The organism is Nocardioides sp. W7 (genome assembly GCF_022919075.1).
GTDB lineage: Bacteria > Actinomycetota > Actinomycetes > Propionibacteriales > Nocardioidaceae > Nocardioides.
Genome location: NZ_CP095078.1, coordinates 393,559 through 411,755 on the forward strand (window position 1 = coordinate 393,559; position 18,197 = coordinate 411,755).

At 73.4% G+C, this 18,197-nt stretch carries 16 protein-coding genes and 3 tRNA genes; 9 read left to right on the forward strand and 10 right to left on the reverse strand.

Annotated elements, in window-relative coordinates; genetic code table 11:
* The first annotated feature begins 289 nt into the window (after positions 1-289).
* From MUB56_RS01945 to MUB56_RS01955, 3 genes are read left to right on the forward strand one after another with little or no spacing between them, the layout of a single operon-like run.
* Complete coding sequence (locus tag MUB56_RS01945; protein ID WP_244930234.1) at positions 290-1,174, forward strand: ATP-binding protein; 885 nt, start codon at positions 290-292, stop codon at positions 1,172-1,174.
* Entirely contained in the window at positions 1,171-1,548 is a 378-nt protein-coding gene (locus tag MUB56_RS01950; protein WP_244930235.1) for a CrcB family protein, read from the forward strand. Before MUB56_RS01945 ends, MUB56_RS01950 begins: the two co-directional genes overlap by 4 nt.
* Positions 1,545-1,880, forward strand: coding sequence for a CrcB family protein (locus MUB56_RS01955; protein ID WP_244930236.1), 336 nt, complete (start codon positions 1,545-1,547; stop codon positions 1,878-1,880). The genes MUB56_RS01950 and MUB56_RS01955 overlap by 4 nt, the downstream gene beginning before the upstream one ends.
* On the opposite strand, the gene MUB56_RS01960 is transcribed toward MUB56_RS01955, so the two are convergent.
* From MUB56_RS01960 to MUB56_RS01970, 3 genes are all read right to left on the reverse strand, one after another.
* Positions 1,877-2,233: a metallopeptidase family protein gene (locus MUB56_RS01960; protein WP_244930237.1), complete on the reverse strand. Its 357-nt coding sequence runs from the start codon at positions 2,231-2,233 to the stop codon at positions 1,877-1,879. The genes MUB56_RS01955 and MUB56_RS01960 overlap by 4 nt on opposite strands.
* A 77-nt stretch (positions 2,234-2,310) precedes the next feature.
* Positions 2,311-2,384, reverse strand: a tRNA-Asp gene (locus tag MUB56_RS01965).
* A 92-nt stretch (positions 2,385-2,476) separates the two neighbouring features.
* Positions 2,477-2,552 (reverse strand) — tRNA-Glu (locus MUB56_RS01970).
* Positions 2,553-2,670: 118 nt separating this feature from the next.
* Between MUB56_RS01970 and MUB56_RS01975 the strand changes: the two genes are divergently transcribed.
* Positions 2,671-2,744 (forward strand) — tRNA-Phe (locus MUB56_RS01975).
* Between the two features lie 67 nt (positions 2,745-2,811).
* Here MUB56_RS01975 and MUB56_RS01980 read toward each other — a convergent pair.
* On the reverse strand, positions 2,812-5,118 hold the full coding sequence (locus tag MUB56_RS01980) for a molybdopterin-dependent oxidoreductase (protein WP_244930238.1): 2,307 nt from the start codon (positions 5,116-5,118) through the stop codon (positions 2,812-2,814).
* A gap of 229 nt (positions 5,119-5,347) precedes the next feature.
* On the opposite strand from MUB56_RS01980, the gene MUB56_RS01985 reads away from it, so the two are divergent.
* From MUB56_RS01985 to MUB56_RS02005, 5 genes are read left to right on the forward strand one after another with little or no spacing between them, the layout of a single operon-like run.
* The gene (locus tag MUB56_RS01985) at positions 5,348-7,006 is read left to right on the forward strand and encodes an ABC transporter substrate-binding protein (RefSeq protein ID WP_244930239.1); all 1,659 of its coding nucleotides are present in this window, start codon (positions 5,348-5,350) and stop codon (positions 7,004-7,006) included.
* 7 nt (positions 7,007-7,013) lie between these two features.
* Positions 7,014-7,997: an ABC transporter permease gene (locus MUB56_RS01990; RefSeq protein ID WP_244930240.1), complete on the forward strand. Its 984-nt coding sequence runs from the start codon at positions 7,014-7,016 to the stop codon at positions 7,995-7,997.
* A 52-nt stretch (positions 7,998-8,049) separates the two neighbouring features.
* Positions 8,050-8,925: an ABC transporter permease gene (locus tag MUB56_RS01995; RefSeq protein ID WP_244930241.1), complete on the forward strand. Its 876-nt coding sequence runs from the start codon at positions 8,050-8,052 to the stop codon at positions 8,923-8,925.
* On the forward strand, positions 8,904-10,580 hold the full coding sequence (locus MUB56_RS02000; RefSeq protein ID WP_244930242.1) for an ABC transporter ATP-binding protein: 1,677 nt from the start codon (positions 8,904-8,906) through the stop codon (positions 10,578-10,580). The genes MUB56_RS01995 and MUB56_RS02000 overlap by 22 nt, the downstream gene beginning before the upstream one ends.
* Positions 10,577-11,665 carry an LLM class flavin-dependent oxidoreductase gene (locus MUB56_RS02005; protein WP_244930243.1) on the forward strand — a complete coding sequence of 363 codons (1,089 nt, stop codon included), beginning with the start codon at positions 10,577-10,579 and terminating at the stop codon, positions 11,663-11,665. The genes MUB56_RS02000 and MUB56_RS02005 overlap by 4 nt, the downstream gene beginning before the upstream one ends.
* A gap of 30 nt (positions 11,666-11,695) precedes the next feature.
* On the opposite strand, the gene MUB56_RS02010 is transcribed toward MUB56_RS02005, so the two are convergent.
* The 6 genes from MUB56_RS02010 to MUB56_RS02035 are packed head-to-tail and all read right to left on the reverse strand — an operon-like array spanning position 11,696 to position 18,191.
* A complete protein-coding gene (locus tag MUB56_RS02010; protein WP_244930244.1) occupies positions 11,696-13,081 on the reverse strand; it encodes an FAD-binding protein in 1,386 nt (461 codons plus the stop codon).
* Positions 13,082-13,130: 49 nt separating this feature from the next.
* On the reverse strand, positions 13,131-13,919 hold the full coding sequence (locus MUB56_RS02015) for an SDR family oxidoreductase (protein WP_244930245.1): 789 nt from the start codon (positions 13,917-13,919) through the stop codon (positions 13,131-13,133).
* On the reverse strand, positions 13,916-15,421 hold the full coding sequence (locus tag MUB56_RS02020) for a class I adenylate-forming enzyme family protein (RefSeq protein ID WP_244930246.1): 1,506 nt from the start codon (positions 15,419-15,421) through the stop codon (positions 13,916-13,918). Before MUB56_RS02020 ends, MUB56_RS02015 begins: the two co-directional genes overlap by 4 nt.
* On the reverse strand, positions 15,414-16,856 hold the full coding sequence (locus MUB56_RS02025; protein WP_244930247.1) for an amidohydrolase family protein: 1,443 nt from the start codon (positions 16,854-16,856) through the stop codon (positions 15,414-15,416). The genes MUB56_RS02020 and MUB56_RS02025 overlap by 8 nt, the downstream gene beginning before the upstream one ends.
* A complete protein-coding gene (locus tag MUB56_RS02030) occupies positions 16,849-17,133 on the reverse strand; it encodes a hypothetical protein (protein ID WP_244930248.1) in 285 nt (94 codons plus the stop codon). The genes MUB56_RS02025 and MUB56_RS02030 overlap by 8 nt, the downstream gene beginning before the upstream one ends.
* Positions 17,130-18,191 (reverse strand): class I SAM-dependent methyltransferase, encoded by a 1,062-nt coding sequence (locus MUB56_RS02035; RefSeq protein ID WP_244930249.1) that lies wholly within the window; start codon positions 18,189-18,191, stop codon positions 17,130-17,132. The genes MUB56_RS02030 and MUB56_RS02035 overlap by 4 nt, the downstream gene beginning before the upstream one ends.
* Between the last annotated feature and the right edge of the window lie 6 nt (positions 18,192-18,197).

Below are 18,197 nucleotides of genomic sequence, written 5' to 3' on the forward strand. Positions count from 1 at the left end.
GCTGCCGAGACGCTTACCCCAACCCGGTGCCCCGACGGGTAGGTCCACCAGGTGTGGTTCGTCACACGACCACCACCGCCGTACCCATCGATCTCGTCGTTCACCGGCGGCCGGACGGTCGAGAACCCCCAGAAGTTCATCCTTAAACTTTGCGTTTGGTTGGCGCAGATCGGGGGTAAACCAGCCGAGAATGGTGCGTCCTGCCCTATCCGTGTCTCGGCCTGAACCTGGAGCCCCGCCCGTGCCGCTGAACCGGCCTGCCCTGTCGCTGGGCGCTGGCCCCCGTGGCGTGCAGGACGCACGGCGGTGGGTCGTCGACACGTGCCACGACATCGGCCGATCCGAGCTGGCCGAGTGCGCCGAGCTGGGCGTCTCGGAGCTGGTCACCAACGCGCTGCTGCACGCGGCTCCCCCGATCCAGGTGCGGGTGCGCGGCACCCGCGAGCACCCGCGCGTCGAGGTCCGCGACGGCTCGCGAGATCGCCCGATGCTGCCGACGACCGACCAGGACGAGGACAACGACCTGCTGCTGACCTTCGGCCGGGGACTCAGCATCGTCGCCCGCTGCTCCGACGCCTGGGGTGCGGAGATCGAGGTGGACGGCAAGACCGTCTGGTTCGCCCCGGCGCGGAGCTTCGCCGAGGACGACGGCGTGCTGGGTCTGATCACCGGCGACGAGGACCCGCCGGCCGTCAGCCCCGAGGACCCCGTCGGCGTGCAGATCCGCGGCGTGCCGGTCGACCTGTACCTCGCCTTCCAGCGGCACTTCCGTGAGCTGCGGCGCGAGGTGCGGCTGCTGGCCCTCGCGCACGAGAGCGACTACCCGCTCGCCAAGGACCTCTCCGAGCTGTTCGCCTCCCTCGAGCGGCAGCTGCGCGAGGGGATCGGCCTCGACCAGCTCGAGAACGCGGCGGCGTCGGGCGTGTCCGAGACCGAGGTCGACATGATCACCTCCCGCGCGAGCACCCGCACCATGGAGCGGTTCATCGAGATGCTCGACCTGGCCGACGAGTTCTGCCGCCAGCAGCGGCTGCTGTCGCTGGCCCGCACCGAGGAGCAGCGCGACTTCCAGCAGTGGTACCTCGGCGAGTTCGTCCGCCAGGGCCGGGGCGAGCCACCCCTCTCCTGGGCCGACGCCGCCACCTCCTCGAGTCGGCAGAGCACGGCGTCGTGAGCCGCCCCGACCCCCGCGCCGTCGGCGCGGTGGCGCTCGGTGGTGCGCTGGGGGCGGTGCTGCGCTGGAGTCTCGGCGAGGTCGCCCCCGACGGCTCCGGCTTCCCCTGGACGACCTTCGCGATCAACGTGTCGGGCTCCTTCCTGCTGGCGCTCGCGCTCGGCCTCGGTGCGGTACGCCGCCGCCCGGTGCTGCTGGCCGGGCTGGGGTCCGGGGTCCTCGGTGGCTACACGACGCTCTCGGCGCTGGCCGAGCAGTCCCGTTCCCTGCTCGCCGACGGTCAGCTCGCGACCGCGCTGGCCTACCTGGTCGGCACGGCGCTGGTCTGCGTCGCCGCGGTGGCCGTCGGGAGCCGGCTCGGGTCACGCGGATGACCGGCCTGCTGGTCGCCCTGGGCGCCGCCGTCGGCTCGCCGCTGCGGTACGTCGTCGCACAGCGCTGGGACGGCCGAGTCCCGCGCGGCACCCTCGCGGTCAACGTGCTCGGCTCGCTGCTCCTCGGCCTGTTGGCCGCAATGTCGGTCTCCGGCCACACGGCGGCGCTGCTCGGCGTCGGGTTCTGCGGCGGGTTCACGACGTACTCCGCGTTCGCGGTCCAGGCGCACGGGCTCGGCCCGCGGCGGGGCGCGGCGTACCTGCTGGCGACCACGGTGCTCGCGGTCGGGGCCTGCGCCCTGGGGTTCTGGGCGGGCAGCCGGCTCTTCTAGGCGTAGCCGAGCTCGTGGAGCCGGTCGTCGTCGATGCCGAAGTGGTGCGCGACCTCGTGGACGACGGTGATCCGGACCTCCTCGACCAGCTCCTCCTCGCTCTCGCACATGTCGAGCAGCGGGCCGCGGAAGATGAAGATCCGGTCGGGCAGGTTCGCCAGCATGCCGCTGTCGCGCTCGGTCAGCGCGACGCCGTCGTACAGGCCCAGCAGGTCGTCGGGCTCCCCCTCGGGCGGCTCGTCCTCGACGAGGACGACGACGTTGCGCACCAGTCGGGCGAGCTCGTCGGGGATGTCGTCGAGGGCGGCGTCGACGAGCTCGTCGAAGCGCTCGGGGTCCATCTCGATCGGCACCGCGACAGTCTGCCCGGCCCCGGCTGGGGAGGGAAATGACAGAAGCCCGGATCGTGATGATCCGGGCTTCTGGTCGGCGACCCCGACGGGACTCGAACCCGCGGCCTCCGCCGTGACAGGGCGGCGCGCTAACCAACTGCGCTACGGGGCCAGATTGTCTTCACCAGTTCTGCGCGGCGAAGCGGTGGAACTCTAACCCAGACGCGCTGGCCCGTCACAATCGACGGCGATCACACGCCTGGATGGCACCCCCAACGGGATTCGAACCCGTGCTACCGCCGTGAAAGGGCGGGGTCCTGGGCCGCTAGACGATGGGGGCCTGGACTGCTCGCACAGCATAAGGTCGCCGCCGCGGAGGTCCCAAGACGGCCCCACCTCACCCGCGTCGGCGCTGATTCGGCGCACCCCGCCCGGCGCATGTAAGGTATCGGTCGCTCGGGCAGGTAGCTCAGTTGGTACGAGCGATCGCCTGAAAAGTGATAGGTCGGCGGTTCGACCCCGCCCCTGCCCACGAGCAACGCAGGGCTCTGACCTGCGAAGAACGCCCCCGCCGGATCCCGGCGGGGGCGTTCTGCATCTCACCGGCCCGCGGGCCGGACGAGCGGCGGCGGCTCGTGGGCGCGCACCGGCGGGAGCGGGCCGTCGTACCGCTCGATGCGGACGAGCACGTGCGCACCGCTGGTGGCCTGCGAGAACGACGACGTGGGCTCGTCGGGGGTCAGCACGTTGACGTTGCCGTGGACGCAGTCGGCGACCTCCGGCGCGGAGGGGTCGTACCAGGCGCCGGTGTGCATCTGGGCGACACCGGTGAGCAGCGCGTCGCTGACCACCACGCCGGCCAGCAGGCTGCCGTGGGCGCCGGTGACGCGGACGACGTCGCCGTCGCGCAGGCCGCGGGCCGCCGCGTCGTCCGGGTGCAGCCGGATCGGCTCGCGCCCGGCGACCTTGGTCGCGCGACTGGCCGCACCCATGTCGAGCTGGCTGTGCAGCCGGGTCGACGGCTGGTTGCACAGCAGGTGCAGGTCGTACTCGTGCGCGTCGGGCGAGCGCCACCAGCGACGCGGCTCGCGCCACTCGGCGTGCGGGCCCAGGTCGGGCAGAGCGGCGTCCGCGATGCTCTGCGACCACAGCTCGATGCGGCCGCTGGGCGTGGCGAGCGGGTGGGCGACCGGGTCCGCGCGGAACGCGGTGAAGACCGGGTCCGGGTAGTGCCCGGCGGCCAGGTCGACCCCGCCGTCGCGCCAGAAGTCGGCGAAGGGCGGGGCCGGCGGCGCGCCCGGCGCCGTACGCCACTCCTCGTAGAGCCGCTCGAGCCAGGCCCGGGCATCGAGCCCCTCGTCGTGGTCCGAGCCCAGCCGCTCGGCCAGGCGACCGAAGATCCACAGCTCCTCGCGCGCCTCGGCGTACGGCGCACTCGCGGCGGGCGAGGCCCGCAGCCGGGTGTCGCCGGGGCCGGCCGCCACGTCGTCGCGCTCGAGGCTGCTCGCGACCGGCAGCACCACGTCGGCGTGCTTGGCGGTCGCGGTCCAATGGGTCTCGTGCACCACCAGCGTGTCCAGCCGGGCGAGCGCGGTGCGCAGGCGGCGCAGGTCCTGGTGGTGGTGGAACGGGTTGCCGCCCGCCCAGTAGGCCAGCCGCACGTCGGGCAGGCGCAGCACGCCGCCGTCGTACGGCAGCTCGGCGCCGGGGTGCAGGAGGAGGTCGGCGATCCGAGCGCACGGGATGTGCTCGGCCACCGGGTTCGAACCCTGGGGGAAGGTCGGCAGCCGGGGGCTCACCCGGCCGCCGCCGTAGTCGCCCATCGAGCCCAGTCCGTGCGTGAAGCCGCCGCCGGGCAGACCGACCTGACCGAGGAAGGCGGCCAGCGTCAGCCCGGCGAAGACCGGCTGCTCCCCGCGCTCGCCCCGCTGCAGGGCGTAGACGACGTTGACCAGCGTGCGGCCGGCCGCCATCTCGTGGGCGAGCTCGCGGATCCGGGCAGCCGGGGCGCGGGAGATCCGCTCCGCCCACTCCGGCGTCTTCGGGACCCCGTCGGTCTCCCCGAGGACGTAGGCGCGGACCCGGTCCGCGCCGACGGTGTGGCGCGCGAGGAACGCCTCGTCGGCCAGCCCGTCGACGACCAGGACGTGCACCAGGGCCAGCATCACGGCCGTGTCGGTGCCGGGCATCACCCCGATCCACTCCGCGTCGAGCCCGTCCATCGCATCGTCGCGCTGGGCCGAGAGGGAGACGACCCGCGTCGTCGTCGCGGCCGAGCGGGCGAGCGCGGCGGCGGAGTGCCGCGCGTGCCCGCCGGGCACCACCCAGCCGTTGGACCGGCGTACGCCGCCGAAGGTGACCAGCAGGTCGGTGTGCTCGGCGACTTGCGGCCAGGACACCGGCCGCAGCCGGACGTCCGCGGCGGCCGGGGCGCCGACCAGGTGCGGCAGCAGCACCAGGCTCGCGCCGCGGCTGTAGTCGTTGACCGAGCGCACGTAGCCGCCGATGCCGTTGAGGAACCGGTGCACCTGGCTCTGGGCGTGGTGCAGCCGGCCCGCGCTCCCCCAGCCGTACGACCCGCCGAACACCGCCCGGTTGCCGAAGGTCGTGCGCACCCGTTCCAGCTCGGCCGCGACCAGGTCGAGGGCGGTGTGCCAGTCCACCTCGACGTACTCCTCGTCGACCGCGCCCCGGGTCCCGTCCGGACCGGGCCCGCGCTCGAGCCAGCCGCGCCGGATGCTCGGCCGCGCGACCCGCGAGGCGTGCCGGTGCCCGCCGGCGACGTTGCCCATCGCCGGGGAGGCCTCGTCGTCGGCGTGCGGCCGCACGGCCACCACCCGGTCGGCGTCGTCGACGTCGACCAGGTACGAGCCCCAGTGCGCGCTGGTCTCCGTGGTCCGGATCATGCCGACCGACGCTAGCGCGCCACCGTCCCACCCGGGGGCCGGGCGGGCGCCGAGGGCGATCACACTCGTCGATGGGTTCTCATCCACTTCTACTCTTGGACCCCCGCAGATCCCCCCACCTACAGTCGTGGACGGCGCAGACTCGCGCCTTCAAACATGAGTATTCTGATTGACTTACCGGCCTGAGAAGACTTTCCCGGGCCGCGGGTGACCACCGAGGAGAACCCCCATGAAGACCTTCCGTGCCGCGTCTCGAGCGCTCCGCTCGCGACAGCTGCGGACCGTGACCGCCGCCGCCGCCGTGCTCGCCCTCGCCGCGGGCTGCGCTGCCTCCGGCAACGGCAGCGAGCAGGGCGACGGCACGAAGAAGGCGGGCGGGGACGTCACCTTCCTCATCGACTCCCTCGGCGACTCCTGGATCCCCAACAACAGCGCCATCTCCAGCTTCCAGGGCCACATCTGGGGCCACGTGACCGACAAGCTCGTCTACGTCGACGAGGAGGGCGAGGTGAGCCCCTGGGTCGCGGAGACCTGGGAGCAGAACGACGACGCCACCGAGTTCACGCTGCACCTGAAGGGCGGCGTGACCTTCTCCGACGGCAGCCCCGTGGACGCCGAGGCGGTGGTCGCGAACCTGGAGATCTGGGCCGACGGCCGACCCGACGACGGGATCAACCCGATCGGGCTCTTCCCGACGACGTACGACAGCTCGCAGGCCGTCGACGCGAGCACCGTGAAGGTCTCCTTCACCGCGCCCACCCTGGGCTTCATCCCGACCCTCGGCTACCACGGGTCGATCCTGATCTCGCCGAAGACGCTCGAGCTGCCCGCCGAGAAGCAGGCCGACCTCGGCAACGACATCGGCAGCGGACCGTTCACCGTCGCCTCGTGGAAGGAGGGCGACAGCGTCGTCCTCGAGAAGCGCGACGACTACGACTGGGGACCGGAGGCCCTCGACCACGAGGGTCCCGCCACCCTGGACTCGGTCACCTACAAGCTGGTCGCCGAGCCGTCGGTGCGCACCGCCGCGGTGCAGTCCGGCCAGGCCGACGTGGCCTACAACCCCTCGCCGCAGGAGCTCGACCCCTTCAAGAAGCAGGGCTTCACCGTCGCTGCACCGCGCTACCTCGGCTTCGTCAACGGCTACGCGCTCAACACCCAGGTGGCGCCGTTCGACGACGTCGCGGTGCGCCAGGCGGTGCAGCACGGCATCGACCGCGAGGAGATCCTCTCCACGGTCTACACCGACGACTGGCTGCCCGCCGAGTCCTTCATCCAGAGCAACGTGCCGGGCGCGACCGACCACAGCGACGAGTTCGCCTTCGACGTCGAGGAGGCCAAGCGCCTGCTCGACGAGGCCGGATGGAAGGCCGGCGGCGACGGGATCCGCGCCAAGGACGGCAAGAAGCTGGCCCTGACGCTCTACCCGAACCCCTACCTGGCCACCTCGCAGGCCGTCGACGAACTCGTCGCCCAGCAGCTCGGCGACCTGGGCTTCGACATCGAGATCCAGGCCTACGACGTCGTGACGTACGGCGAGCGCGTGGCGGTCGGCAGCGACGCCGTCCCGGCGTACGAGGTCACCCGCAGCTTCATCGACGCGGGCACCGTCGGCGGCGTGCTGGTCGGTTCCGGTGAGGACTGGTTCAATCTGGGCGACAGCGACGCCGAGCTCAGCGACCTCGCCGGACAGGTCGCCGGAGCGGTCGACGTCGACGCGCGCAACACGGTGCTCGACACGCTCCAGAGCCACGTGCTGGAGCAGGCCTACTTCGTGCCCCTGACCCAGATCGTGCAGCGGCTCTACCTCCAGTCGCCGAAGCTGAAGGGCGTCAGCTACAACGGCGTGGCGTACGCGAACTTCTTCACCGCCTACCTCGAGGGCTGAGGTCGCCGTGTCCCGGCCCTACGCGGTCTACGCGCTGCAGCGGGTCGCCCAGGCGGTCGTCGTCGTGCTGCTCGCCTACGTGTTCACCTTCCTGGTGATCAGCGTGCTGCCCGGCGACCCGGTCAGCAGCACGCTGCGCGATCCGCAGAACAACTTCACCGAGGCCGAGGTCGATCGGATCATCGCCTACTACGGGCTCGACCAGCCGGTGTGGGTGCAGCTGTGGGAGTCGCTGTCGCGGTTCCTGACCGGGGACCTCGGGGTCTCGCTGCGCTCGAACCTGCCGGTGACGAGGCTGGTCGGGGACGTGCTGGGATCCACGCTCCTGCTGGCCGCCAGCGCGCTGGTGGTCGCCCTGGTGCTGGCCTTCGCCATCGCGTACGGCACCCGCAACCTGCCGGCCCCCGCGGCCCGGGTGCTGCGGGCCTTCCCCTCGCTGTTCCTGTCGGTCCCGAACTTCGTCATCGGGCTGCTGCTGATCAACATCTTCGCCTTCCAGCTTGGTGTCCTGCAGGTGACCGACTCGGAGGGCCTGGCTGGGACCTTCTTCGCCGCCGTGGCCCTCGGGATCCCGGTCTCCGCCCAGGTGGCGGAGGTGCTGATCGCCAACCTCGACCACGAGGCCCGTCAGGAGTACGCCACCTTCGCCACCTCCCGGGGCCTGAGACGCTCGCAGCTGTTCTGGCGGCACCTGCTCAAGCCGTCGTCGCTGCCCGTGGTGACCGTGATCGCCCTGACCGTCGGCGAGCTGCTCGGCGGTGCCCTGATCACCGAGACCATCTTCGGTCGCACCGGCATCGGCAGCCTGGTCCAGCGCTCGGTCACCACCCAGGACCTCCCGGTGCTGCAGGCGGTGGTGGCGCTCTCGGCCGTCACCTTCGTCGTGGTCAACCTCGTCGTCGACCTCGTCTACCCGCTGCTCGACCCCCGGGTCGACCTGCGCGGCGCCACCCGCCGGCTGCGCCCCGTCGCCGAGGAGGTCACAGCATGAACCTTCCCCACGAAGCCACTCGCTTCGCTCGCGCCTCCGAGGGGACCCCGGCATGAGCATCACCACCGTGAGCCAGGGCCGCGCCCCCCGAACCTCGGGCGGGTGGCGCCCGTCCGCCCTGCGCCGCGGCCGGACCCGGGGCCGGGTCCCGGTCGGCGTCCTGCTCTCGCTGGTCATGCTGGCCCTCGTGGTCGGGTGGTCGCTGGCCCCGGGCCTGTTCACCGGCCAGGACCCGGCGCGCGGCGTACCCGCCGACGCGTTCCAGGGTCCGAGCCTCGCGCACTGGTTCGGCACCGACCATCTCGGCCGCGACGAGTTCTCCCGCGTGGTCCACGGCTCGGCGTCCTCGGTGACGAGCGCGCTGGTCGCCGTGGCCATCGGGGTGCTGGTGGGCGGGCTCGTCGGCCTGGTCGGCGGGTTCCTCGGCGGTCGCGTCGATGTGGTCCTGGCCCGGGTCGTCGACGTGCTGCTGGCCATCCCCAGCTTCCTGCTGGCGGTCGTGGTCGTCAGCGCGCTCGGCTTCGAGACCATCAACGCCGCCATCGCCACCGGCGTCTCGGCCGTCGCCGTCTTCGCCCGGGTGATGCGCGCGGAGGTGCTCAAGACGAGGCGCGCCGTCTTCGTGGAGGCGTCGCTGCTGCTCGGTGGCTCGCGGTGGCACGTGCTGCTGCGGCACGTGCTGCCCAACGCCTCGCGCTCGGTGCTCAACCTGGCCGTCCTGCAGTTCGGGCTGTCGATCCTGGTGATCGCCGGCCTGGCCTTCCTGGGGTACGGCGACCCGCCGCCGGCGTCGGACTGGGGCCTGCTGGTCTCCAGCGGCAAGGACTACCCGCTCGCCCCCTGGCTGGTCTACGCGCCGGCCCTCGTCACGATCGCCACCGTCCTCTCTGCGAACAGGATCAGCCGATGGCTCCGCAAGACCGACTGACCGGCACCACGGCCACCCTCGAGAGCCCGGTCGCCGAGCGCACCGACGGCCTGCTCCGGGTCGAGGGGCTCTCGGTCTCCTACGGCGGGCACCAGGTGGTCTCCGACGTCTCCTTCGACCTGCCCCGCGGCCACAGCCTGGCCCTGATCGGCGAGTCGGGCTCGGGCAAGTCGACGATCGCCCGCTCCCTGCTGAGGCTGCTGCCGCCCGGGGTCGGGCACGCGACCGGACGGATCGAGGTGCAGGGCCAGGAGGTGCTCTCGCTGCCCGAGCGGCACTTCCGCCCGTTGCGCGGCGGCACCATCGGCTTCGTCCCGCAGGACCCCGCCAGCTCGCTCAACCCGGTCCGGACCATCGGGTCGCAGGCGAAGGAGGCGGCCGCCCTGCTCCCGGGGGACCCGTCCCCGGCCCAGCGACGCCAGGCCGTCGTCGACATCCTCACCCGGGTCGGGCTGGACGACCCGGAGCGGGTGCTGGCGTCGTACCCCCACCAGCTGTCGGGGGGCATGCTGCAGCGGGTGCTGATCGGCCTCGCGGTGCTGCCGCAGCCGGCGCTGCTGATCGCCGACGAGCCGACCTCGGCCCTCGACGCGACGATCCAGAAGCGGATCCTCGACCTGCTCGGCGAGCTGCGCGACTCCCTCGACATCAGCCTGCTGCTGATCACCCACGACCTGGCCATCGCCGCCGAGCGCGCCAACTCCCTCGTCGTGCTCAAGGACGGGCGGGTCCAGGAGGCCGGTCCGACCGAGCAGGTCTCGACGGCCCCGACCTCGGCGTACGCACGTCAGTTGCACGCCGACGTCCCCTCCCTCAACCCGGACCGGTACGCCGAGCTGCGCGACGTCGGCGAGGCCCGGCGCGCGCTCGCGGCCGGCGAGGAGCCGAAGATCGTGGTCCGCGGGGTGACCAAGTCGTTCACCGTCGACCGGAGCCGGCTGACGGCCGTCGACGACCTGTCGTTCGCCGTGCCGGCCGGCACCACGCACGCCATCGTCGGCGAGTCCGGCTCGGGCAAGACCACGACGATCCGGCTGCTGCTGGGCCTGGAGACGCCCGACTCCGGCGAGATCGTCGTGGCCGGCGAGCGCGTCGACGGCCGCTCGCACGCCGCGCTGAGGTCGGTACGCCGGCACCTGCAGTTCGTCTACCAGAACCCGTTCACCTCGCTCGACCCCACCTGGAAGGTCGAGCGGCTGGTCCGCGAGCCCCTGGACCGCTTCCGGATCGGCACCCGCGAGGAGCAGCGCGACCGGGTGCGCTGGGCCCTGGACGCCGTCGGACTCGACCCCGCCCTGCTGACCCGCCGGCCCGACGCGCTCTCCGGCGGGCAGCGGCAGCGGGTCGCGATCGCCCGGGCGCTGGTGCTGCGGCCCGACGTGATCGTGCTCGACGAGCCGACCTCCGCGCTCGACGTGAGCGTGCAGGCCGACATCGTCCAGGTGCTGCTGAGTCTGCAGGCCGAGCTCGGGCTCACCTACGTCTTCGTCTCGCACGACCTCGCCCTGATCCGGCAGCTCGCGCACACGGTCAGCGTGGTCCGGCGCGGCCGGGTCGTCGAGGAGGGCACCGTCGCGCAGATCTTCGACACCCCGCGCGAGGACTACACCCGCACGCTGCTCGACTCGATCCCCGGCACGACGGAGAAGCCATGACCACCACGGCCGCCGTCTCGTCGGCACCGGCCCCCGTGCGCAGCAAGCAGCGGCTGGGCTTCAACACCCGGGTGTCGTACGACGACCTGCGCGGGCCGGCGGCCGGCCTGCGTGACGGGATCGAGCTGTTCCGGGCCGCGGAGGCGCTCGGCTACCAGTCCGGCTGGGTCTACCAGCGGCACTTCGACCACTACCTGTCCTCGCCGCTGCCGTTCCTCTCCGCCGTCGGCCAGCACACGGAGCGGATCGCGCTCGGCACCGCCGTACTCCCGATGCGCTACCAGGAGCCGGTGCTGCTGGCCGAGGCCGCCGGCGTCACCGACCTGCTCGTCGGCGAGCGGCTCCAGCTGGCCCTGTCGGCCGGGGCGACCGCCGCCTTCGACGCGGTCTTCGGTGCCGTCGACACGGACGCCCGCACCGAGGCCCAGCGGCGGCTGCGCCGGTTCCTCGGCGCGGTCTCCGGCGAGGCCCTGCACGTCGTCGACGGTCCGGACCAGGGCGCGCCGGTCGGCACCCCGCTCGCCGTCACGCCGCACAGTCCGGGCCTGCGCTCGCGGGTGCGCCAGGGGGTGGCCAGCGTCGGCTCCGCCGAGCACGCCGCCGAGCTCGGCCTCGGGATCATCTGCGGCACGGTCCTGCACGGCCTGGCCGAGGGCGAGACGTTCCCGGCGTACCAGGCCCGGGTGATCGCGGCGTTCCGCGCGCGCTGGCAGGCCGTGCAGGGCACCGAGCCGCCGCCGGTCGCCGTCGCCGCCTCCGTGCTGCCCGGCACCACGCCCGACCTGCGCGAGCGCTACGCGTCGTACGACGAGCAGCGGCGTACGCAGGGCATGGCGGCCTCCCGACCGGCCGGCGCGCTGACGCCCGTCGTCTCGGCCGACCTGCCGGCCGGGATGCGGGTGAGCCCGGTGCACCACGGCACGCCGGACCAGGTCGCCGCGGCCGTCCTCGACGACCCCGGCCTCGCCGCGGCCGACGAGCTGGTGCTGTTCCTACCGCCGGCCTTCGCGCTGCCCGACAACGTCCGCCTGCTCAGGGACCTGGCCCGGGAGGTCGCGCCCGCGCTCGGCTGGTCCGCCGGCTGAGCGCACTGGGTGAGCCCGCCCGCGCGCCCGTCAGGAGACGATCTCCGCCGGCCGCTGCGCAGCCACGTGCTCCGCAGCCAGGAAGGCGAGTCCGAGCGCGGTCAGCAGCCCGTTCCCGGCGAGGTAGCCCGATGCCCCGTGGCCGGAGATCCCCGCGGCCGCGCCGCCCGACGCGTAGAGACCGTCGATCGGGGTGCCGTCGGCGCGGAGCACCCGAGCGTCGCCGTCGACGACCAGGCCGCCCTGGGTGTGGAACAGCGCCGGCACCACGCGCACGGCGACGTACGGCGGGTCGAGCGGCGCCTCGAAGTGCTGCCGGCCCCAGGGGTCGGGGACGCGGCCCGAGGCCGCGGCGCCGGCCGCCGCGAGCGTCGCGGCCAGGGCCGCCTCGGGCAGTCCGGTGCGCGAGGCCAGCTCGGCGACGTCGGCACCGCGCACCAGCGAGCCCACCTCGACGCTCTGGCGGTAGTCCTTGAACGGCAGGCACGCCTCGTGGACCCGCTCGTCGTACACGAGCCAGCCGCTGGCGCCGCGACGCGACGCGAGGGCGGCGGCGTACTCGGAGTAGCCGACCGTCTCGTCGCCGAACCGCACCCCGTCGAGGTCGACCAGCACCGCGCCGTGCATCACCGTCGCCCAGCCGACCAGGGTCGCGCCGCGCTCGCTCAGCGCGGCGTGGCCCTGGTAGGCGTCCAGGAACGCCGTGGCCGCCCCCAGCTCGCCGCCGATGCGCAGCGCGTCCCCCCGCGAGGCCTCGCTGCCGTGGTAGACGGCGTCGGCGATCTCCGGGAGGTGCCGGGCGACCAGGGTGCGGTCGGCACCGAACCCGTTCGTGGCCAGCAGGACCGCACCGGCGCTGACCTGCTCCAGCTCGCCGTCCGGCCGGGTCACGGTGACGATCGCCGCGCGGCCGCTGTCGTCGAGCTCGACGCCGCTCACCCGGGCCGGGACCAGCTGGTGGATCCGCGGCTCGGCCGCCGCTGCCCGGACCAGGTGCCCGAGGAGGGTGGAGCCGTGTCGGTCCGGCACGGTGTGGCACCGATACTCCGAGTGCCCCGGATACCCGAAGTCGGTCACGAGCGAGAGGGGTACGCCGAGGTCGTCGGCCAGCCACTCGAGCATCCGCGGGCTGGCCTCGGCCAGCGCCCGCGCGAGCGCCAGGTCGCCGGTGCCCTTGGTCTTCGCCGCGACGTCGCCGACGAAGGTCTCGGGCGAGTCCTCGACCCCCTGCTCGCGCTGCCACCGGGTGCCGGTGCCGGGGATCATGGCCGTCGACATCGAGGTGTTGTTGCCCTGCCGATAGTGCTCGCTCGCCTCGACGAGCAGCACCTCGAGACCCTGGCGGGCCGCCCTGAGCGCCCCGACGAGTCCGCCACCGGCGCCCGCGACGACCAGGTCGACGTCCGGTTCCACCATCACTCGCTCCTCCTCGGCGCCACCGGTCGGCACCGGGACCCGGACCGGTTCAGAGGGACTGCCCGCCGTCCACGAACAGCGTCTGGCCCAGCAGCATCTCGTTGTGCGGGCTGAGCAGGAACGCCGCCGGGAGGACGAACTCCTCGGTGTCCATGATCCGGCCGCCGGGGATCCCGGCGACCACTCCGGCCGTGAACTCCGGGTCGTCGAAGAGGCCGCGGTTCACGTCGGTGAGGGTGGCGGCCGGGGCGAGGGCGTTGACCCGCACGCCCTGGCCCGCCCACTCCTGGGCGAGGGTCTCGACGAGCATGCCGACCGCGGCCTTGCTCGCGTTGTACGGCGACCAGTCGGTGAAGCCGCGCCGGGCGAAGCTGGAGCTGGTGAACACCACGGCACCCCCGCGACCCAGGTGCCGGCGGGCCGCCCGGGCGGTGATGAACGCACCGGTCACGTTGGTGTCCAGCACTGCCCGGAACGCGGCGACCGGCAGGTCGACCGCCGGCTCGACGTGGGCGATGCCGGCGTTGGCGACGACCGCGTCCAGGCGGCCGTGAGTGCCCGCCACGTCCGCCATGACGGCGACCATGGCGTCCTCGTCGGTCACGTCGGCCACGTGGGCGCTGAAGGTCACCCCCTGCTCGGCCGCCAGGGCGCCCGTCTTCTCCAGGGCGTCGGCACGGCGACCGACCCCGGCGACGCGCATGCCCAGGCGGCCCAGGCCGAGGGCGATCGCCTGGCCGATGCCGCTGGTGGCGCCGGTGACGACGACCGTGCGGCCGGTGAGGCCCAGGGCGCTGCCCAGGGCCGCGTGCTGGTCGGCGGGGACAAAGGAGGTCATGGCTGTTCCTGTTTCGTCGGGGACGGTGGTCCGGTGGGGGTGCGGAGGTCGAGGATCGCGGAGTCGGCGGCGTGGGCCGCATCGGCGAGTCGGGAGCGGTCGGTCTTGCCGCCGTAGTTGCGGGGGAACGTCGGGCACGCCACGACCTCCCAGACCGCGGGCACGGCGGCGAGCGCGGTGCGGACGCGAGACAACGTCTCGGGGTCGAGCCCGGGCACGGGCAGCACCAGGCGGGCCGCGGTGTCGTCGGCTCCCGGCAGCACGACCGCCTCCGGGAGGCCGGTGGCGGCGGTCACGGCCAGCTCCAGCTCGCGGGGGACGAGCTGGCGGCCGCCGACCGGCACCACGTCGCGCAGGCGTCCGAAGAGCTCCAGTCCCCCACGGCCGTCGAACGAGCCGAGGTCGCCGGTGGGCAGCCACCCGTCCCGGAGGGTCGGCACGCTGCGCAGGCCGCCGGCCTCGGCGACGAGGTACTGCTCGGCCACGGCCGCGCCGCGCACGAGCACCTCGCCGCGGGCGCCGCCCTCGACGTTGACGTCGAGCAGGGGATGCGGCACGCCGACGTGGCAGGGTCCGGCCTCCCGCCTGGTCGCTGCCGAGGCCACGGCGACGTTGCCCACCTCGGTGAGGCCGTAGATGTTGAGCACGTCGCCGTGCCCCGCCAGCGCCGTCTCCAGGCTCCGGAGCGTCTCCGGGTCGCCGTGCCCCCCGGTCATGACGGCCACTCGGAGCCCGCGCGCCACCAGGGTCTCGACCGCACCGCGCGCGAGCGCCTCGCGCCAGTCGTGCGGCTGCAGCGCGAGCACCTGGACTCCCGCCGTCGAGGCGGCGACGAGCGATGCCGGGTCGGTGCGCTCGGTCAGCGCCAGGGTTCCGCCGAGCAGGAGCACGCAGCGCAGCGCCCCGATCGCGATGTTGGTGTTGGTGGACGCGAGCGAGAGCCAGGTGTCCCCCGGCCGCAGCCCCATCGAGAGCACCCGGCCGACCGCGTCGGCGTGCTCGCCCGCCACGGTGCGCACGATGCCCTTGGGCACGCCGGTGCTGCCCGTCGAGAACTGGACGGCGCTCACCTGTCGGTCCGGTCGGGGGGCGTTCCGGATCATCGGTGCCGCGACGAGCTCGGCGAAGGCGTCGGGCGTCAGCACCCGGACGGGCGTCCGCGCCGCGTCTTCGGCCAGCTCGGGACCGACCACGGCCTCGACCACGTCGAGGCTGGAGACGATCGCCGGCAGCACCGGTCCCGCCCCCGGGCCCACCACCACCGGCACCAGGCCCGCTGCCTGGGCGGCCAGGTAACCGAGCACCGGGAGGGCGCCCTCGTAGACACCGAGGAGGACGCCCTGCCCCGGCCGGCAGCCCCGGTCGACGAATCCACCCGCGAGTCCCTGGACGAGGCGGTCGAGCTCGGCCCAGGTGGTCGCCCTGCCGGCGGGATCGACAAGAGCCACCTGCTCCGGGCGGCGTACGCCGTGCTCCACGAGCTTGGCGAGGAGGTCAGGCACGAGGCTCCATCGGCAGGGCCAGGCCCGAGGGGGCCTGGAGCACGTCGTCGAGCAGGCCGCGCTCGATCGCCTCGGTCCAGATCGAGCCCAGGGCGTCCGCGGCCGCCGTGGCCACGCGGTCCTGGTCGAGGGTACGGACCCGCCCGTCGCGGACCACCGGCTCGCCGTGGACCATGGAGAAGCTCACGTCCCGCCCGTTGCCGTAGTAGACCAGCGACTGCACCGGGTCGAGCACCGGAGCGACGGCCGGGCCGCGCAGGTCGACCGCGACGAGGTCCGCCAGCGCACCCGCCCGGATCCGGCCCAGGTCGTCCCGGCCGAGCGCGTCGGCGTTGGTGGCGGTCGCCGTACGGAGCACGTCGGCCGCGGTGGGGGTGTCGGTGCGGCCGGTCCCGATCTTCCCCAGCACCGCCGCGAACTTGAGCTCCTCGACCATGTCGCAGCTGAAGCCGTCGGTGCCGAGCCCGACCCGGATCCCGGCCTCCCGGAACGCGACCGACGGCGAGACGACGGCCTCCTTGGCCTTGCGCGACGCGCAGTGGACGACGGTGATCCCGCTGCTCGCAGCCAGCTCCAGGTCCTGCTCCGGCAGGTAGGTGCCGTGGGCGGCGACCAGCCGCTCGTTGGCCAGCCCGACCTTCTCCAGCACCCGGAGCGGGGTGAGCCCGTAGCGCCGGTCGGTCTCGGCCAGCTCGCCGGGGGCCTGGCACAGGTGGGTGGTCACCCGGCTGCCGAGCTCGGCCGAGATCTCGGCGACGGCCTCGAGGACCGCGTAGTCGACGGCGTGCACCGCGGCGGGGCCGAGCACCAGGGTGATCCGGTCCGCGCGGCCCTCCCAGCGCTGGGCCAGCTCCCGGAACCCGGCCAGCTGGGTCGCCTGGACCTCGGACGCCGTCGAGTCGTCGCGCCGCGTCGCCCCGCCCTCGAGGCGGCCGAGCCGGTGCGCGACGTCCATCGGCACCGTGGGTCCCGCGAAGGTCCGCACGCCGGAGCGCACCGCGAGCTCGAGGTAGCCCTCGGTGTCCGTCGAGGCGTGGTTGAGGACCGTGGTCGTCCCGGTCCGGAGCATCCCGAGCAGGTCCCACTCGACGATCGAGCGGTACCGCTCGACCACGGACTCGTCGTACGCGTGCTGCCACAGGCGCGAGAGCGGGACGTAGAACGGCATCCCGGCGGGCAGCGGGAAGTCCTCCGACACGGCCCGTCCGATCGGCCCGGCCCCGACGTGGGTGTGCAGGTTCACCAGCCCGGGGATCAGCAGGTGGCCCGGCAGGTCGACGCGCTCGGCGTCGACCCCGGCGGCCGCCGCAGCGGGCAGCACCGCCTCGATCCGAGGACCGGCGACCAGGACCGCGGTGTCCCTGGCGACCGAGCCGTCCGGGAGCAGCACCCACGACGGCTGCAGGAGGACCCGAGTGGCGCTCCGATCAGACACGGGCGTCCAGCGGTGCTCCGAGGACCCGCCGGATCAGGCGCATCCGCTCGGTCGCGAGCCGTTCGCCCAGCTCGGCGTCGGGCACCAGCTCGTCGACCGTGTCCGCGGCCAGGACGCCCGCGTCCACGACGGCGCGCTCGAGCAGCATCACCCGGTCGCGCAGCACCCACAGCTCCTCGGTGAGCCCGGTGATCATCCGGGCCAGGTCGTCGGTGCTGGACGCGTGCAGGTACTGGGGGGTCTCCATCGTCGTCTTCCTCTCGTCGGTGCTGCTCATCGGGACGGCTTGACGCCGCGGGTGACCCAGGGGTACGACGCCCCGAACTCCTCGACCTGCTCGAAGCCGGCCGCGCTGACCAGTCCGGGCCGGTCGGCGAGGAGCGAGCCGCGCCAGAACGGCTCCTCGCGGTGCTCGGTCTCCCAGTCCAGGACCATGCAGCGGAACAGCGAGGCCTGGTCCTTGTACGGCGCCACGTCGCCGATCAGCACCTCGCCGCCGGGCCTGCAGACCCGGTAGGCCTCCGCGAGGATCTGCTTCGCCGCCGGGACGGGCACCTCGTGGAAGAGGATGAACGCGGTGACCAGGTCGAAGCTGTCGTCCTCGAACGGCAGGTTCTCCGCCGCCGCCTGGTAGAGCTCCCACTCGTGGCCGTGTCGCGCCGCGACCACCTTGGCGTGCTCCAGCTCGGTCCGGCCGAGCTCGACACCGGTGATCCTGGCGTCCGGGTAGACCTCCTGGATCGACACCGCCGAGCGGCCGGTTCCGACACCCAGGGACAGGATGTCGTCGTAGTGGTCCTTCAGGCCGCCCCGGGCGGTCGTGACGCGGGCGTCGGTGAACTTCTCGCCGGCCCGGACGGCGCCGACGCCGCCGGTGGAGAAGATCAGGTCGTAGACGTAGTCGTGGATCATGAAGCCCATCCGCGGGTGGCCCTCCCAGCCGCCGGGGGCCAGGTGGAACTCCGTCTCGGACCAGTACGACGGCGCCTCGACGTCCGGGTTCAGGTGCAGGGTGCCGCCCTGGTCGGCGTACTTCTCGTACTCCGCCAGGATCTCCGCCTCCCCGTCCTCGTAGGCCAGCAGGGCCGAGCGGAACTGCTGCTCGGCGCAGAAGCGGGTGTAGAAGCGGTCCCACTGGTAGACCTTCGACTCCGCCTCCATCACCTTGGTGACGGCGCGGATCTGGCTCTGGACGCCCTCGGGCAGCGTGTCGGTGTCGATCAGCCGGTCGAAGTCCTCCTCGGCGGCGCCTTGGAGGCTCATGCCCGACCAGCGGGCGAGGTCGGCGAGGAAGTTGAAGTCGGCGCGGCCGCGCTGCTTGAGTCCGGTGGCCATGGGATT

Coding starts and splice junctions, on each gene's coding strand:
- MUB56_RS01955 (WP_244930236.1), top strand. CDS start 1,545: ATGACCGGCCTGCTGGTCGCCCTGGGCGCCGCCGTCGGCTCGCCGCTG.
- MUB56_RS01980 (WP_244930238.1), bottom strand. CDS start 5,118: ATGATCCGGACCACGGAGACCAGCGCGCACTGGGGCTCGTACCTGGTC.
- MUB56_RS01985 (WP_244930239.1), top strand. CDS start 5,348: ATGAAGACCTTCCGTGCCGCGTCTCGAGCGCTCCGCTCGCGACAGCTG.
- MUB56_RS01995 (WP_244930241.1), top strand. CDS start 8,050: ATGAGCATCACCACCGTGAGCCAGGGCCGCGCCCCCCGAACCTCGGGC.
- MUB56_RS02000 (WP_244930242.1), top strand. CDS start 8,904: ATGGCTCCGCAAGACCGACTGACCGGCACCACGGCCACCCTCGAGAGC.
- MUB56_RS02005 (WP_244930243.1), top strand. CDS start 10,577: ATGACCACCACGGCCGCCGTCTCGTCGGCACCGGCCCCCGTGCGCAGC.
- MUB56_RS02010 (WP_244930244.1), bottom strand. CDS start 13,081: ATGGTGGAACCGGACGTCGACCTGGTCGTCGCGGGCGCCGGTGGCGGA.
- MUB56_RS02015 (WP_244930245.1), bottom strand. CDS start 13,919: ATGACCTCCTTTGTCCCCGCCGACCAGCACGCGGCCCTGGGCAGCGCC.
- MUB56_RS02030 (WP_244930248.1), bottom strand. CDS start 17,133: ATGAGCAGCACCGACGAGAGGAAGACGACGATGGAGACCCCCCAGTAC.
- MUB56_RS02035 (WP_244930249.1), bottom strand. CDS start 18,191: ATGGCCACCGGACTCAAGCAGCGCGGCCGCGCCGACTTCAACTTCCTC.